Genomic DNA, 16,107 nt, shown 5'->3' with positions numbered 1-16,107 from the left:
GGTTTTTGGCAAGCAACTTCATAATGTGGACACAAAAGACGAAGACTTTCGTCACCACATTTTCCGCTTCCGCCGATGCCCACGATGTGCGAGCCCCTTCCCAGAATGCGCCTGGCCGCATTGCCGCTGTTGCTGGCCTTTTTGCTGGCGGCCTGCCAGTCCATGGCGCCGGACTACCAGCGGCCCGCCGCGCCGGTGGCCGCGCACTACCCGCAGCAGTCTGACAGCACGTTGCCTGCCACGGCGCCGCTGGACTGGAAGACCACCGTCAGCGATCCGCAACTGCAAGCCCTCATCAGCCTGGCCCTGGCCAACAATCGCGACCTGCGGGTGGCCGCCTTGCGGGTGGAAGAGGCCATGGCGCTCTATGGCATCCAGCGTACGGACCTCTTTCCCTCCATCGGCGCGCAGGTCGGCCTGGACCGTTCGCGTACCCCGGCCGATCTCAACCTGACCGGACGACCGCTGGTCGGTAGCGCCTATCAGGCAGGGCTGGGCCTGAGCAGCTGGGAGATCGACCTGTGGGGCCGTCTGCGCAGTCTGGATGATGCGGCCCTGCATACTGCCCAGGCCAGCGAGGCCACGCGTCGCGCTGCTACCCTGAGCCTGGTCACGCAAGTGGCCGATGCGTATCTGGAACTGGGTGAGCTCGACGAGCGCCTGGCCATCGCCAGCGATACCATCGCCAGCCGTCAGGAGAGCTATCGCATCTATGCACGGCGGGTGGAGGTGGGGGCCAGTTCGCGCCTGAACCTGACACAGATCGAAACCCTGCTGACCCAGGCCCAGGCCTTGGGCGCACAACTGGAACAACTGCGCGCCCAGCGCCTGAATGCCTTGATGCTGTTGGTGGGCAGTCCACTGGAATTGGCACCGGGACAGGCGCGCAGCGTGCTGGACACGGTCTTCCCCGCGTTGCAGCCGGGCCTGCCTTCGCTGTTGTTGACGCGTCGGCCTGACGTGCTTGCTGCCGAATACCGCCTGCAGGCAGCCAACGCCAACATCGGTGCCGCGCGGGCGGCCTTTTTCCCGTCTATTTCGCTGACCGGTCAGGTCGGCAGTGCCAGTGCCGAATTGAGCGGCCTGTTTCGCGATGGCAGCCAGGCCTGGAGCTTCTCGCCCAGCATCACGCTGCCGATCTTCACGGCCGGTCGTCTGCGCAACAATCTGGCACTGTCCGAAATCCGTCGCGATATCTCGGTGGCCAATTATGAAAAGACCGTCCAGGCCGCCTTCCGCGAGGTGGCCGATGCCCTGGCCGCCCGCCAGTGGTTGACGCGGCAACTGGCCATCGCCCAGACAGCTGTGACCGTGCAGGCCGAGCGGGCGCGCCTGTCCACACTGCGCTATGACAACGGCGCCGCGCCTTTCCTGGATGTGCTCGATGCCCAGCGCGACCTGCTCAGCGCGCGCCAGCAACTGGTGCAGACCCGGCGCGCCTTGCTGTCGTCCTCCGTGGCGCTGTATGCGGCCTTGGGCGGTGATGCCAGCCAAGCCGGCGCTGCCATCCCTCTTCGTCCCGGACCCTGATCATGACGCTTTCTCCCGCCAAGAAAAACCTGCTGACCGCCGGCCTGCTGGTCGTCCTCCTTGCTGGTGGTGCCACCTATGCCTGGCAGCGCCTGCATCACAGCGGCCCGGGGGAGGGCTTCGCCAGCGGCAATGGCCGCATCGAAGCCACCGAGGTGGATGTGGCCACCAAGCTGGGGGGCAGGGTGGATGCCATCCTGGTCAACGAAGGGGATTTCGTCACGGCCGGCCAGCCGTTGGCCCAGATGCAGATCCTGTCGCTGCAGGCGCAACGCGATGAAGCCCAGGCGCGCCAGCAGCAATCGCTGTCGGCCGTGGCCAGTGCCGAGGCCCAGGTGGCGGTACGCGAGAGCGACTACCAGGCCGCGCTGGCACAGAGTGCACAACGCGAGAGTGAACTGGACGCGGCGCAGCGCCGCCTGGCGCGCTCCGAGGTGCTGGTCAAGGAAGGGGCCTCGTCGCTGCAGGAAGTCGATGACGACCGCGCCCGGGTGCGCGGCATGCAAGCCGCCGTGACCGCTGCCCAGGCACAGGTGACGGCAGCCCGGGCCGCTGTGGTGGCGGCACGCACCCAGGTCAGCGGTGCCAGATCGACGGTGACCGCGGCCGCCGCCACGGTACAGCGCATCAAGGTCGATATCGACGACAGCACGCTCGTCGCACCCCGTGCCGGGCGGGTGCAGTACCGCATCGCCCAGCCGGGCGAGGTGCTTGGGGGCGGCGGCAAGCTGCTCAACCTGGTGGACCTGAGCGACGTCTACATGACCTTCTTCGTCCCCGAGGCCGTCGCCGGCAAGCTGGCCCTGGGGGCCGAGGCCCGCATCGTGCTGGACGCCGCGCCGCAGTATGTGATCCCGGCCAGGATTTCCTTCGTCGCCAGCACCGCCCAGTTCACCCCCAAGACGGTGGAGACGGCCAGCGAGCGGCAGAAGCTGATGTTCCGCGTCAAGGCGCAGATCGATCCGGCGCTGTTGCAGCAACACCTGACGCTGGTCAAGACCGGCCTGCCGGGCGTGGCCTGGGTACGCACCGACCAGAGCCAGGCATGGCCGCCGCAGCTGGTGACCAGGGTTCCGCAATGACCGCCACCCCGGACCAGTCGTGGGTGGCACGCCTGGACGGGGTGTCGCTGCGCTATGGCAAGACGCTGGCACTGGACGCGATATCGCTGCAGGTTCCGGCCGGCCGCATGGTCGGCCTGATCGGCCCGGACGGCGTCGGCAAATCCAGCCTGCTCTCGCTGGTGGCCGGCGCCCGCGCCTTGCAGCAGGGCGAGGTGAGCGTGCTGGGCGGCGACATGCGCAAGGTCGCGCATCGTACCCAGGTCTGCCCGCGCATCGCCTACATGCCGCAAGGACTGGGCAAGAATCTCTATCCCACCCTGTCGGTGGAAGAAAACCTGCAATTCTTCGGCCGCCTGTTCGGCCAGGACGGTGCCGAGCGCCGTCGTCGCATCGATGAACTCACCCGTGGTACGGGGCTGGCGCCCTTCCTGGCGCGCCCGGCCGGCAAGCTCTCCGGCGGCATGAAGCAGAAGCTGGGACTGTGCTGTTCGCTGATCCACGATCCCGACCTGCTGATCCTGGATGAACCCACCACCGGCGTGGACCCGTTGTCACGGGCGCAGTTCTGGGACCTGATCGCACATATCCGCCAGGAGCGTGCGGGCATGAGCGTCATCGTCGCCACCGCCTACATGGAAGAAGCGGACCGCTTCGACTGGCTGGTGGCGATGGACGACGGCAAGCTGCTGGCGACCGGCACTCCGGCCGAGCTGCACGCCCGTACCGGCACGGCAGCGCTGGAAGAGGCCTTCATCAGCCTGCTGCCCGAAGAGAAGCGGCGCCAGCACCAGACCGTGCAGGTTACCCCGCTGGATGAAAGCGTCGAGGCCGGTATCGCCATCGAGGCCAAGGGCCTGACCATGCGCTTCGGTGATTTCGTGGCGGTGGATCATGTGGATTTCCGTATCCGGCGGGGCGAGATATTCGGCTTTCTCGGCTCCAACGGCTGCGGCAAGTCGACCACCATGAAGATGCTGACCGGGCTGCTGCAGGCCAGCGAGGGCCAGGCCTGGTTGTTCGGCCAGGAGGTCGATCCGCGCGACATGGCCACGCGGGCCAGGGTGGGCTATATGTCGCAGGCCTTTTCGCTGTATGGGGAATTGAGCGTACGCCAGAATCTGGTGCTGCATGCCCGCCTGTACCGTGTGCCGGAACCACAGATCGACGCCCGCACCGAAGAGATGGCGACCCGCTTCGGACTGGTGGACGTGATGGACAGCCTGCCCGAGAGCCTGCCGCTGGGCATTCGCCAGCGCCTGTCGCTGGCCGTGGCGATGGTCCACAAGCCGGAGCTGCTGATCCTGGATGAGCCGACTTCCGGCGTGGACCCGATCGCCCGCGACCTGTTCTGGCAACTGATGATCGACCTGGCACGCAAGGATAGGGTCACCATCTTCATCTCCACCCATTTCATGAACGAGGCCCAGCGCTGCGACCGCATCTCGCTCATGCATGCCGGCCGCGTGCTGGTGAGCGCCACGCCGGATGCGCTCATCCGTGAACGAGGCGCGGCTACGCTGGAACAGGCCTTCATCGCCTATCTGGAAGAGGCGGCGGGCAAGGGGAACGCGCCGGTTGCCGATGACCGGCCAGCGCTGCCCGCGCCGAAGGAAGAGTCAACATCGCGCCCCGGCCGGTGGCGCACCAGCCTGGGCCGCGCCCTGAGCTACAGCCAGCGCGAAAGCCTGGAGCTCCGACGCGACCCGGTGCGCGCCACGCTGGCCTTGCTGGGGACGGCCATCCTGATGTTCATCATCGGCTATGGCATCAACCTCGATGTGGAAAACCTCACCTATGCCGTGCTGGACCGCGACCAGACCGGCCTGAGCCAGAACTATGCGCTGAACCTGTCGGGCTCGCGCTACTTCATCGAGAAGCCCGCCATCACCGATTACCAGGACCTGGACCGGCGCATGCGCAGCGGGGAGATTTCGCTGGCCATCGAGATTCCCTCCGGGTTTGCCCGCGACATCGGGCGCGGCAAGCCGGTCGAGGTCGGGGCCTGGGTGGATGGCGCCATGCCCACGCGCGCCGAGACCGTGCGCGGCTATGTGCAGGGCATGCATCAACTGTGGCTGGCCGACATGGCCCTGCACCGGTTGGGCCAGACCCTGGCCACGCCGGCCACCATCGAGACACGCTATCGCTACAACCCGGATGTGAAAAGCCTGCCGGCCATGGTGCCGGCCATCATCCCGCTGCTGCTGATGATGATTCCGGCCATGCTCACGGCGCTGTCGGTAGTGCGCGAGAAGGAGCTGGGCTCCATCCTCAACCTCTATGTCACGCCGGTCACCCGCACCGAATTCCTGCTGGGCAAGCAGTTGCCCTATCTGCTGCTGGGCATGCTCAACTTCGTCATGCTCACGCTGCTGGCGGTGACGGTATTCGGGGTGCCGGTCAAGGGCAGCCTGTTCACGCTGACCCTGGCGGCGCTGGTGTTCATCATCTGCTCCACCGGTTTCGGTCTGCTGGCATCGACCTTCACCAACAGCCAGATCGCGGCGCTGTTCGTGACCATGATCGGCACCATCATTCCCTGCGTGCAGTTTGCCGGCCTGTTGAACCCGGTGTCCTCGCTGGAGGGCATGGGCGCCCTGATCGGCCAGGTCTATCCGGCCACGCATTTCCTCACCATCAGTCGCGGCGTGTTCAGCAAGGCGCTCGCCGTCGGCGACCTGGGCTCATCCTTCTGGCCCCTGGTACTTGCCGTGCCCGTGATCCTGGGGTTATCGGTGCTGTTACTGAAGAAACAGGAGCGGTGAGATGCGCAACTCCTGGGCCAACATCTACCGCCTCGGCGTCAAGGAGCTGTGGAGCCTGCTGCGTGATCCGGCCATGCTGGTGCTCATCGCCTACACCTTTACGCTGTCCATCTATGTGGCCGCTACCGCCATGCCGGAAAGCCTGCACCACGCCGCCATCGCCATCGTCGATAACGACGGCTCGCCACTCTCGGCACGCATCGCGGCGACCTTCTATCCGCCGCATTTCAAGGTGGCGCGGCTGGTCACGGCGCAAGAGGCCGACGCCGGCCTGGATGATGGCGACTACACCTTCGTCTTGGACATTCCCGCCGACTTCCAGCGTGACGTTCTGGCCGGACGGGCGCCTGCGGTGCAACTGAATGTGGATGCCACACGCATGAGCCAGGCCTTCACCGGCAACAGCTACATCCAGCAGATGATCACCACCGAGGTGACGCAGTTCGTGCGACGCACCGAGGCCGGTACCACCGCACCGGTGAACCTGGCCATGCGCATGCGCTTCAATCCCAATCTGGAGCAGTCCTGGTTCGGATCGCTCATGGAGATCATCAACAACGTGACCATGCTTTCCATCATCCTCACCGGCGCCGCACTGATCCGCGAGCGCGAGCACGGCACCATCGAACACCTGCTGGTGATGCCGGTAACGCCTGCCGAGATCATGCTGGCCAAGGTCTGGTCCATGGGGCTGGTGGTGGCGCTGGCGGCACTGGCGTCCTTGCTGCTGATCGTGCGCGGCGCGCTGCAGGTGCCGATCGAAGGTTCGGTGGCGCTGTTCATGCTGGCCACTGTCATGCATCTTTTCGCCACCACCTCCATGGGCATCTTCATGGCCACGCTGGCGCGTTCGATGCCGCAGTTCGGCATGCTGACCGTGCTGGTGCTGTTGCCGCTGCAACTGCTCTCGGGCGGTTCCACGCCGCGCGAAAGCATGCCGCTGCTGGTGCAGGACATCATGCTGGCCGCGCCCACCACGCACTTCGTGGCGGCCGGGCAGGCCATTCTGTATCGGGGTGCCGGGCTGGAGGTGATATGGCCGCAACTGCTGGCCATCTTCGCCATCGGTGCCTTGTTGTTCACGGCCGCGCTGGGCCGCTTCAGGAAGACCATCAGCCAGATGGCGTGATGGATATTTTCGTTCGCCCGTGCAGCGCCCGTGCGAACACCGACCTCACCGGGGAGTAACCACCATGGACCTGACCAGCCCTTCCGCATTGATACCCGCCATCAGCATCGCGCTGCTCCTGTTCGGCTATGGCATGCGGGCCCGACGCTGGGCGCCCTATTGCATGCTGGCCGGGGCGTTCGGCTTGCTGGGGGTGTTGTTGTATCGGGTGTCGGTGGCGATTGCCTAGCAAATCGCCCCCTGCACAACATGCGCAGAGGGCGATATCTCAACAACGCCAGACCGTGCCTCAGCTCTGCGCCCGCAGCCCCGTCACCTTGATCCGTGACTCCAGCGCCTTGCCCTTGCGCGCCCGCTTGCCGATGTGTACGCCTAGCGACGCGGCCGAGAGGGCGATTTCCTTGGCTTTGCCGACATTGCCGGTGCCTTCGACCACCACGCCCTTCTGGCTGATGGCTTGTGCGCCGATCAGCTTTTCGTTTTTCTCCAGCTCCATCAGGTTCACGCCACGGCCGCCGGAAGACAGGGTCTTCATCTCGTCCAGGCCAAACACCAGCAGACGACCATTGCCCGAGACGCAGGCCACGGCGCTGGCGTCGGCGGCGACTGCGCGCGGTGCCAGGGGCAGGGCGCCTTCGTCCAGCGTGAAGAAGCTCTTGCCGCCCTTGACCCGGCCGAACATGTCGGAGGCCTTGGCGATGAAGCCAGCCGCCGCATCCGAGGCCAGCAGCAGCGTGGTGTCGGCCGGGCCAGCGAAGTAGTGCAGGATGCTGCTGCCGCTGGCCAGTTCGATCAGCGTGGTCACCGGCACGCCATCACCGCGTGCATTGGGCAGGGCGCTCACGGCGATGGTGTAGACCCGGCCGTTGGAGCCGAAGGCCAGCAGGTTGTCCACGGTGCGGCATTCGAAAGCGCCATACAGGCTGTCGCCGGCCTTGAAGGTGAATTGCGTGGCGTCGTGGCCATGGCCGGTGCGGGCGCGCACCCAGCCCTTCTGCGAGATGATGACGGTGACCGGTTCATCGATCACCTTCTGTTCGAAGGTGGCGCGCTCGGCTTCCTCGATGATGGTGCGACGGGCGTCGCCATAGGTCTTGGCGTCGCCTTCGATTTCCTTGATGACCAGCTTCTTCATCGAGGCCGGGTTGTCTAGCAGGTCCTGCAGCGTGGTCTTTTCGCCGCGCAGCTCGGCCAGTTCCTGCTGGATCTTGATGGCTTCCAGACGGGCCAACTGGCGCAGACGGATTTCCAGGATGTCTTCGGCCTGGCGATCCGACAGCCTGAAGGCCTCGATCAGGGCCGGCTTGGGTTCATCGGACTCGCGGATGATCCTGATGACCTTGTCGATGTTCAGGAGCACCGCTTCCCGGCCTTCCAGGATGTGGATGCGGTCGTTGACCTTCTGCATGCGGAATTGCGTGCGGCGGGTCACGGTCTCGAAGCGGAAGCTAATCCACTCGCCGAGGATGTCGGTCAGGTTCTTCTGGCGCGGACGGCCATCGCCGCCGATCATCACCAGGTTCAGCGAGGCACTGGTTTCCAGCGAGGTCTGGGCCAGTAACGTGTTCATGAACTCGGTCTGGTCCTGGTTCTTGGACTTGGGTTCGAACACCAGGCGTACCGGGGCCTCGCGGCCGGACTCGTCGCGCACGGCGTCGAGCAGGCCGAGGATGGTGGCCTTCTGGGCTTGCTGCTCGGGCGTGAGCGACTTCTTGCCCAGCTTGAGCTTGGGGTTGGTCAGTTCTTCGATCTCTTCCAGTACGCGCTGCGAGGATACGCCCGGCGGCAGTTCGGTGATCACCGCCTGCCACTGGCCGCGCGCCAGGTCTTCGATCTTCCAGCGGGCGCGCACCTTGAGGCTGCCGCGGCCGCTCTGGTACATCTCGGCGATGGTCGTGGCCGGGGTGATGATCTGGCCGCCACCGGGGAAGTCCGGGCCGGGGACCAGTTCCATCAGTTCAGCATGGCTGATCTTCGGGTTGCGGATCATTGCCACCGCCGCCTTGGCCACCTCGGTGAGGTTGTGCGACGGGATTTCGGTGGCCATGCCGACCGCAATGCCGGAGGCGCCATTCAACAGCAGGAAGGGCAGGCGCGCCGGCAGCAGGCGCGGCTCTTCGGTGGAACCGTCGTAGTTGGGCTGGAATTCCACGGTGCCCATGTCGATTTCATCGAGCAGCAGCTTGCTGATGGGCGTCAGGCGGGCTTCGGTGTAGCGCATGGCCGCCGCGCCATCGCCATCGCGCGAACCGAAGTTGCCGTGGCCATCGATGAGCGGGTAGCGCAGCGAGAAATCCTGGGCCATGCGCACCAGCGCGTCGTACACCGACTGGTCGCCGTGCGGGTGCAGCTTGCCCAGCACATCGCCGACCACGGCGGCCGATTTGCGCGGCTTGGCGGCGCTGTTGAGCGAGAGTTCGTTCATCGCGTAGAGGATGCGGCGCTGTACCGGCTTCTGGCCATCGGCCACATCGGGCAGGGCGCGGCCCTTGACCACCGAGATCGCGTAATCGAGATAGGCGCGTTCGGCGAAGGTGGACAGCGTCAGCGATTCGCCATCAGGGGCGGCCGGGACTGGGTCAAACAGGGTCGGTTGATCGGTCATGGAACAGTTCTTGTTGTCGTCGTGGTGGACAGGGTTAATCGTTGGCGGTGACGGGCTCGCGTGGCGGCAGCGTCACCTTGAGACGGGCCTGGCCTGAGCTGGCGCCGGGGGCGGAGGCGGGGTTGCGCTCGCCGGCAGCCAAGCGCATTGCGCCGGGCGGGCGATACAGCTCATAGAAGCGCGACACCAGCCGTACATAGCCCTGGGTCTCGGGATAGGGGGGAATCTTGTTGCCGTATTTCTGCACCGTGCCTTCGCCGGCGTTGTAGGAAGCGATCGCCAGTTCCACATGCTGCGGGAACATGGCCATCAGGTCGCGCAGGTAGCGTGCGGCCAGGCGGATATTGATCTTTGGATCGACCAGCTTCTGGTGCAGGCTCTTGCGGCGGTCGCCCTGCAGGCCATAGCGCTCGGCGGTATCGGGCATGATCTGCATCAGGCCGATGGCGCCCTTGCTGGAGACGGCACCGGCATTGAAGCCGGATTCGGCCGTCATGACCGCCTTGAGCAGGGCCGCATCCAGGCCGAACTCTCCGGCCGCTTCGCTGAGCAGGCTGTCGTACTTGCGTGCATCGCGATGCGCGAGCATGGTGCGCACGAAGGGCGGGTCGGTCGGGGTGACGGCTTCCTTGCTGCCGGGATGGTTCAGCAGCGAGGCGCTGCTGGCCATGAGCTTGTCGGGGTCGTCCAGGGTCTGGGCATAGAAGTGGACCGCGCCGTCGGCATCGGTGTACCGGTAGACGATGGTGCGGGGTTTGCGGCTGCTGCCGTCCTTGTTGCCCTCGGCCGCCTCCACCCGCATGTGCTGCACGCCATCGGCATCGGTGTAGCGCACCATCTGTTGCGCCCGTGCCGTACCTGCGCCCGCGCACAGCAGCACCGTCGCGCCCAGCAGGGCGGCGCGAGCGATGAGCGGCAGGCGGGGCGGGCGGCGGGTCATGTCAGATATCGGCTTCGGCTTCGTTGCCGTGCTCTTCGATCCAGGCGCGGCGGGAGGCGGCTTCGCCCTTGCCCATGAGCATGTTGAAACGCTCTTCCGAGGTCTGCACGCCCGGTTCGCCGAAGCCGATCGGCAACAGGCGGCGGGTGTCCGGGTTCATGGTGGTTTCCCACAGCTGTTCGGCATTCATCTCGCCCAGGCCTTTGAAGCGGGAAATGCTCCAGGCGCCTTCCTTCAAGCCATCCTTGCGCAGCTTGTCTTCAATGGCTTCGAGTTCGCCATCGTCCAGGGCATACAGCTTCTGCACCGGCTTCTTGCCGCGCGCGGGGGCATCCACGCGGTACAGGGGCGGGCGCGCCACGCAGATGTTGCCGTTCTCGATCAGCTTGGGGAAGTGACGGAAGAACAGCGTCAGCAGCAGCACCTGGATGTGCGAGCCGTCCACGTCCGCATCCGAGAGGATGCAGATCTTGCCGTAGCGCAGGCCGGACAGGTCCGGGCTGTCGTTGATGCCATGCGGATCGACGCCGATGGCCACGGCGATGTCGTGGATCTCATTGTTGGCGAAGAGGCGGTCGCGCTCGGTCTCCCAGGCGTTCAGGACCTTGCCGCGCAGCGGCAGGATGGCCTGGAATTCCTTGTCGCGGCCCATCTTGGCCGAGCCGCCGGCGGAGTCGCCCTCGACCAGGAAGATTTCATTGCGCGACACATCCGAGGATTCGCAATCGGTCAGCTTGCCGGGCAGCACGGCCACGCCGGAAGACTTCTTCTTCTCGACCTTCTGCGCCGAGCGCAGGCGGCTCTGGGCCTGCTTGATGACCAGCTCGGCCAGCTTCTTGCCATACTCGACGTGCTGGTTCAGCCACAGCTCCAGCGCCGGGCGCGAATAGCCGGCCACCAGGCGCACGGCGTCGCGGGAGTTGAGACGTTCCTTGATCTGGCCCTGGAATTGCGGGTCCAGCACCTTGGCCGAGAGCACGAAGGAGACCCGTGCAAACACGTCCTCGGCCAGCAGCTTGACGCCCTTGGGCAGCAGCGAATGCATCTCGGCGAAGCTCTTCACGGCCGAGAACAGGCCTTCGCGCAGGCCCGATTCATGGGTGCCGCCGTTGGAGGTGGGGATCAGGTTGACGTAGGACTCGCGCACCACGGCGCCTTCCTCGGTCCAGGCCACCACCCAGGAGGCCCCTTCGCCCTCGGCGAAGCCTTCGGCATCCTTGCCGGCGAACTGCTCGCCCTCGAACAGCGGGATCAGGGTCTCGCCGCTGCCGCTCTGGGCCAGTTGTTCCATCAGGTAGCCGCGCAGGCCCTGGTCGTACTGCCAGCTCTGGCTGTCGCCGGTCCTGGCGTTGGTGAAGGTCACCTTCACGCCCGGCAGCAGCACTGCCTTGGACCGCAACAGGCGTTGCAGCTCGCCCAGCGGGATGGTGGGCGAATCGAAATACCTGGCGTCAGGCCAGACCGTGACGCGGGTGCCGGATTTCTTGTCTTCGCGGGTGGCGGGGCGCGACTGGAGCTTTTCGATGACGTCGCCGCCGGAGAAGGCCAGGGTATGCACGCCGCCTTCGCGCCAGACCGTGATTTCCAGACGCGTGGCCAGGGCATTGGTGACCGACACGCCCACGCCATGCAGACCGCCGGAGAAGGCATAGGCGCCGCCGGAGCCCTTGTCGAACTTGCCGCCCGCGTGCAGGCGGGTGAACACGATCTCGACGGTGGGCACCTTTTCTTCCGGGTGCAGGCCGACCGGGATGCCGCGGCCGTCATCTTCCACGCTGACGCTGCCGTCGGCGTTCAGGGTGACGATGATGCTCTTGCCGTAGCCGCCCAGCGCTTCGTCGGAGGCGTTGTCGATCACTTCCTGGAGGATGTGCAGCGGGTTCTCGGTGCGGGTGTACATGCCCGGACGCTGCTTGACCGGCTCCAGTCCCTTGAGGACACGGATCGATGATTCACTGTAATCGGACGGGGATGTTTTTTTGGTTGCCATGCAGATGAGTGGTCGTGGCTGATGCCGGAGGGTTGTTCTATCTCTGTTTGCCCAGCGCTGAAGCCCCGTAGGAGGGGCCGTCTTGCGCTGCAAAAGCGCATTCTAATGAAAATTCCAGGGATTCGGCGTCCGGGCCGTGGAAATGTTCCCTTCCGCGTGGGACTTGTCCATAAATGCGCTTAAATGCTGTTAAATATGCATTTAAATGCGGCAATGAAAAAGGCCTGTGCATGCACAGGCCTGGTTGATGTGTTGCAAGCACGCCGGATTTCAGCTGGCCAGCAAGCCCTCCACGGCCAGCGCAATGGACAGCAGGCGTCGGTCCTGGCCACCGGGCGCCGCCAGCGACAGGCCCACCGGCGCGCTACCTTCCGCATGGCAGGGCAGGGAGACCGCGCAGCCGTCGAGGAAGTTGATCAGCGTGGGGTTGCGCAGCATCTTGCCGTTGGCGCCGTAATAGGCGTCGTCGCTGGCCAGCAGCTCGGCAATGCGCGGTGCGATGATGGGCACGGTGGGCATCACCAGCGCATCGTAGCCGGCCAGTTGTGCCTCGACCTGGGCGATCCAGGGCGAGCGGGCGTGCAGCACATCCAGCAGATCGGCCGCGCTCATGTCCTTGCCGCGCAGGATGCGCGAGACCACACGCTGGTCGTAGCCGGCAGCGTTCTCGGCAATCAGGGCGCGGTGCCAGGCATAGGCCTCGGCGGCGGTGAAGCCTCCCTTGCTGTTGATGGCGGCCAGGCTGTTGAAGGCGGGGATGTCTTCCTCCACCACCACCGCGCCGGCTTGCGTGAGCCTGGACAGGGCGGCACGGTAGGCCTTGGCGACGCTCTCGTCCATGCCGTCGAGCACGACATTGGTGGGTGCCAGCAGACGCAGGCCGCGCAGTGGATGGGCCGGCAGCGGGCGATAGGTTTCACCGGCCAGCACGGCGTCCATGATGGCGCAGCACTCCACCGAGGCCGCCAGCGGGCCGATCGAATCCAGGTAGGCCGACAGCGGCAGCACGCCTTCCATGGAGACCCGTGCGGCGGTCGGCTTGAAACCGGTCAGGCCGTTCAGTGCCGAGGGGATGCGCACCGAACCGCCGGTGTCCGAGCCCACGGCGGCGAACGCCATGCCATCGGTCACCGAGATGGCCGCGCCGGAGGACGAGCCGCCGGGAATGCGGCCTCCTTCGACGCCACGTTCCCACTGGTTTTGCGGGGTGCCGTAGTGCGGATTGATGCCCAGGCCGGAATAGGCGAACTCGGTCATGTTGGTCTTGCCGATGATGATGGCACCCGCCTTGATCAGGTTCTGCACCACCTCGGCATGGGCGGTGGCGACCGGCTTGCCGCGCAGCACCACGGAACCGGCCAGGGTGGTTTCACCGGCCACGTCGAACAGGTCCTTGACCGAGACCGGCACGCCTTCCAGCGGCGAGCGGCGCAGTCCGGCGGCGCGCAGGGTGTCGGAGGCACGGGCGGCGGCACGCGCCTGGTCGGCATAGACGCTGGTGAAGACGCGTGCGCCTTCGCCAGCCGGGTCGGCGATACGGGCCAGGGCCTGTTCGGTCAGTTGCAGGGAGGTGATGCGGCCGGCATCGAGGTCGGCGGCCAGTTGGGAAAGTGTGCTCGGCATGGTGAAGTAATGAGGTGGTCGGCAGGGGCGTTGCAGCGATAAAGGCGACAAGAGTAACAGGCCCTAGCCGCATCAGACAAAAATGGCCAGCAGAGCTGGCCACGGGATCAGGCGACTTCGGCCAGCGACTGCGCGACATAGTGATGGCGCAGCGCACGCTGACGGCGTGGATCGTAGAGCTCCATCGTGAAGGAGGCCGCCGGGCGGATGCCGCCGATGGCGCCCACCGTGCCGCAGGTCATGCCGCAGCCCTCGGGCAGGGTCGCGCTGCCGTCGGTGAAGCGGGCGATCAGGTCGGACGGGGTGCGCAGCGAGGCCAGCGGGCCTTCCTGGTACAGCACGGTGGCGCCGTCTTCTTCGATCCAGGAGCGGATCACCAGCTCGTCCCAGTAGTCGGCCACGTCCGCCAGTTTCCAGGCGGCAGCGCCCACCGGCTTGACGCAGGCCTGCTTGGAAAAGGCCACGCTATGGGCTTCCAGCTTGCGGTCGGTATGGTCGGAGGCGATGGAGACATACAGTTCGCCAGCGGCATTGAAGACGAAGGTCTCGACTTCGCCGGAGGAGGCCTCGCCCAGTACCTGCACCTGTTCAGCCTGCGACAGTTGGTTGGCCGAGACGCGGTAGAACAGTGGCACTGCGCTGGGACGGGAGATGCCCAGGGCTTCCAGTTCTTCGATGTGATGTTCGATGGCCGCCATGTCGCGGCCGGCCCAGCCGGCGATGACCAGGCTGTCGATGTCGGCCTGGAGGGCGGATTGGTCAGGGAGGGTAAAGGTCAGCTTCATGATGTCTATCCTGCAGGTGATTCAAGGGTGATTCGAGGGTGATTCAAGGGTGATTCGAGGGTGATTCAAGGGTGATCCGAGGGTGATTCAAGGGTGATGCGCACTGCGCTTGGGGGAGTTGCTTCAGTGGGGTGTCAGTGCTTCCTGACGAACACCACCACAAGGAAACTGGCCAGAAATTCCAGTGCCGCCACGAAGTACAGGCCCGAGGACAGCGATCCGGTGCTGGTCTTCAATGCGCCGATCATGTAGGGCGCCACGAAGCCGGCCAGGTTGCCGATGGAGTTGATCAGCGCGATGCCGCCGGCGGCTGCCGTGCCGGCCAGGAAGGCGCCGGGAATCGACCAGAACACCGGGAAGGCCGCCAGGATGCCGACCGCCGCCAGCGTCAGGGAGCACAGCGCCAGGGTGGCGTTGCCCAGGCTCATGCCGGTGGCGATCAGGCCGATACAGGCGATCAGGGTGGCGATGGCGCTGTGCATGCGGCGTTCGCCGGTCTTGTCGGAGTGGAAGCCGTTCCAGATCATGGCCAGGGTGCCGGCCACGAAGGGGATGGCCGAGATCAGGCCGATCTGCAGATTACCCTTGACGCCGATTTCCTTGATGATGGACGGTGCCCAGAAGGCGATGGTGGCGTTGCCGCTGACCACGCAGAAATACACGGCAGCGCAGATCCAGACGCGGTAGTTGCTGCAGGCGTCCTTGAAGGAGAAGTGCTTGCCCGGTGCGCTGTTTTCGGCAGCCAGTACCTGGGTGACGGCATTCTTCTCGGCCTCGCTCAACCACTTGGCGTTGGCGGGTTTTTCCGGCAGCCAGGCCAGTACGGCGAAGCCGGCCAGCAAGGAAGGGATGCCCTCGATGATGAACAGCCACTGCCAGTTCGCCAGGTGACCGACGCCTTCCATGCTGCTCATGATGAGGCCGGCAATCGGACCGCCGACCGCACCGGCGATGGCGAACGAGGTCATGAACAGGCCATTGACGCGGGCGCGGCGCTGCGCCGGGAACCAGTAGGTCAGGTACAGCACCACGCCGGGGAAGAAGCCGGCCTCGAAGATGCCCAGCAAAAAGCGCAGGATGTAGAAGCTGGTGGGCGTGGTGACGTAGGCCATCGCCATCGAGGCCAGGCCCCAGAGGATGGTGATGCGGGCCAGGGTCTTGCGGGCGCCGATCTTTTCCAGCAACAGGTTGCTGGGGACTTCGAAGAGGAAGTAGCCGATGAAGAAGATGCCTGCCCCCAGGCCGTAGACGGCTTCCGAGAACTGCAGGTCCTGCAGCATCTGTAGTTTGGCGAAGCCGACGTTGACGCGGTCGATCCAGGCCAGCACGAACAGGAAGACCAGGAACGGGATCAGGCGCCAGGCGATCTTGCGATAGGTGACATCCATGCTGGATGGCGCGCCTGCCGATGCCGCCGCTGTGGCGGCGGCGGATGGGGAATAAGACATGAAAACCTCCTCAAGTGGTGCCGGCGTCCGCGTGGCGGCGCCGTGCTGTGTTCGGCATGGGATGGACTGGGTGCATGGATGGCAAGCAGGACCGGCCATGCTGTTGTTATCGCCCGAAGGCACCGGTCTTAGGGCCTGTTCACACTAAATCTGCGAGATGCGTTGCGCCCAGAAGGCGTGGTGGCAAGGCGCCCGGCAAGGCTGGTGGTGGCGCCACCAGCCTTGCCG

General features: G+C 65.5%; 11 protein-coding genes. 5 read left to right on the top strand and 6 right to left on the bottom strand.

Going from position 1 to position 16,107, the window contains the following annotated elements:
* Nucleotides 1-105 precede the first annotated feature (105 nt).
* The 5 genes from HBH1_RS21150 to HBH1_RS25150 all read left to right on the top strand — a co-directional run bounded on the left by HBH1_RS21150 (nt 106) and on the right by HBH1_RS25150 (nt 6,717).
* A complete protein-coding gene (locus tag HBH1_RS21150) occupies nt 106-1,530 on the top strand; it encodes an efflux transporter outer membrane subunit (protein ID WP_233207667.1) in 1,425 nt (474 codons plus the stop codon).
* Between the two features lie 2 nt (nt 1,531-1,532).
* Complete coding sequence (locus HBH1_RS21145; protein WP_102664249.1) at nt 1,533-2,612, top strand: HlyD family secretion protein; 1,080 nt, start codon at nt 1,533-1,535, stop codon at nt 2,610-2,612.
* The gene (gene rbbA / locus HBH1_RS21140) at nt 2,576-5,359 is read left to right on the top strand and encodes a ribosome-associated ATPase/putative transporter RbbA (RefSeq protein WP_304441890.1); all 2,784 of its coding nucleotides are present in this window, start codon (nt 2,576-2,578) and stop codon (nt 5,357-5,359) included. The genes HBH1_RS21145 and rbbA overlap by 37 nt, the downstream gene beginning before the upstream one ends.
* 1 nt (nt 5,360) lies before the next feature.
* Entirely contained in the window at nt 5,361-6,488 is a 1,128-nt protein-coding gene (locus HBH1_RS21135) for an ABC transporter permease (protein WP_102664247.1), read from the top strand.
* Nucleotides 6,489-6,552: 64 nt separating this feature from the next.
* Complete coding sequence (locus tag HBH1_RS25150; RefSeq protein ID WP_158243315.1) at nt 6,553-6,717, top strand: hypothetical protein; 165 nt, start codon at nt 6,553-6,555, stop codon at nt 6,715-6,717.
* Nucleotides 6,718-6,777: 60 nt separating this feature from the next.
* On the opposite strand, the gene parC is transcribed toward HBH1_RS25150, so the two are convergent.
* The 6 genes from parC to HBH1_RS21105 form a co-directional block, all read right to left on the bottom strand.
* Complete coding sequence (gene parC, locus HBH1_RS21130; RefSeq protein ID WP_102664246.1) at nt 6,778-9,093, bottom strand: DNA topoisomerase IV subunit A; 2,316 nt, start codon at nt 9,091-9,093, stop codon at nt 6,778-6,780.
* 34 nt (nt 9,094-9,127) lie between these two features.
* On the bottom strand, nt 9,128-10,033 hold the full coding sequence (locus HBH1_RS21125) for a lytic transglycosylase domain-containing protein (RefSeq protein WP_102664245.1): 906 nt from the start codon (nt 10,031-10,033) through the stop codon (nt 9,128-9,130).
* A 1-nt stretch (nt 10,034) separates the two neighbouring features.
* On the bottom strand, nt 10,035-12,023 hold the full coding sequence (locus HBH1_RS21120) for a DNA topoisomerase IV subunit B (RefSeq protein WP_102664244.1): 1,989 nt from the start codon (nt 12,021-12,023) through the stop codon (nt 10,035-10,037).
* Between the two features lie 270 nt (nt 12,024-12,293).
* Nucleotides 12,294-13,646, bottom strand: a complete 1,353-nt coding sequence (locus HBH1_RS21115) for an amidase (protein ID WP_102664243.1) — start codon at nt 13,644-13,646, stop codon at nt 12,294-12,296.
* Nucleotides 13,647-13,753: 107 nt separating this feature from the next.
* A complete protein-coding gene (locus HBH1_RS21110) occupies nt 13,754-14,431 on the bottom strand; it encodes a DUF2848 domain-containing protein (RefSeq protein WP_102664242.1) in 678 nt (225 codons plus the stop codon).
* Nucleotides 14,432-14,565: 134 nt separating this feature from the next.
* A complete protein-coding gene (locus HBH1_RS21105) occupies nt 14,566-15,879 on the bottom strand; it encodes an MFS transporter (RefSeq protein WP_039876979.1) in 1,314 nt (437 codons plus the stop codon).
* Nucleotides 15,880-16,107 lie beyond the last annotated feature (228 nt).

It is taken from the genome of Herbaspirillum sp. BH-1 (assembly GCF_002870055.1).
GTDB lineage: Bacteria > Pseudomonadota > Gammaproteobacteria > Burkholderiales > Burkholderiaceae_D > Herbaspirillum > Herbaspirillum frisingense.
The sequence above is the reverse complement of the archived record's forward strand: the minus strand, read 5'-3'. Positions and strand labels throughout refer to the sequence as shown.

Bases quoted from the DNA above. Each gene is read 5' to 3' on its own strand.
- HBH1_RS21150 (WP_233207667.1), top strand. From the start codon at position 106: ATGCGCCTGGCCGCATTGCCGCTGTTGCTGGCCTTTTTGCTGGCGGCC.
- HBH1_RS21145 (WP_102664249.1), top strand. From the start codon at position 1,533: ATGACGCTTTCTCCCGCCAAGAAAAACCTGCTGACCGCCGGCCTGCTG.
- rbbA (WP_304441890.1), top strand. From the start codon at position 2,576: ATGGCCGCCGCAGCTGGTGACCAGGGTTCCGCAATGACCGCCACCCCG.
- HBH1_RS21135 (WP_102664247.1), top strand. From the start codon at position 5,361: ATGCGCAACTCCTGGGCCAACATCTACCGCCTCGGCGTCAAGGAGCTG.
- HBH1_RS25150 (WP_158243315.1), top strand. From the start codon at position 6,553: ATGGACCTGACCAGCCCTTCCGCATTGATACCCGCCATCAGCATCGCG.
- parC (WP_102664246.1), bottom strand. From the start codon at position 9,093: ATGACCGATCAACCGACCCTGTTTGACCCAGTCCCGGCCGCCCCTGAT.
- HBH1_RS21125 (WP_102664245.1), bottom strand. From the start codon at position 10,033: ATGACCCGCCGCCCGCCCCGCCTGCCGCTCATCGCTCGCGCCGCCCTG.
- HBH1_RS21120 (WP_102664244.1), bottom strand. From the start codon at position 12,023: ATGGCAACCAAAAAAACATCCCCGTCCGATTACAGTGAATCATCGATC.
- HBH1_RS21115 (WP_102664243.1), bottom strand. From the start codon at position 13,646: ATGCCGAGCACACTTTCCCAACTGGCCGCCGACCTCGATGCCGGCCGC.
- HBH1_RS21110 (WP_102664242.1), bottom strand. From the start codon at position 14,431: ATGAAGCTGACCTTTACCCTCCCTGACCAATCCGCCCTCCAGGCCGAC.
- HBH1_RS21105 (WP_039876979.1), bottom strand. From the start codon at position 15,879: ATGTCTTATTCCCCATCCGCCGCCGCCACAGCGGCGGCATCGGCAGGC.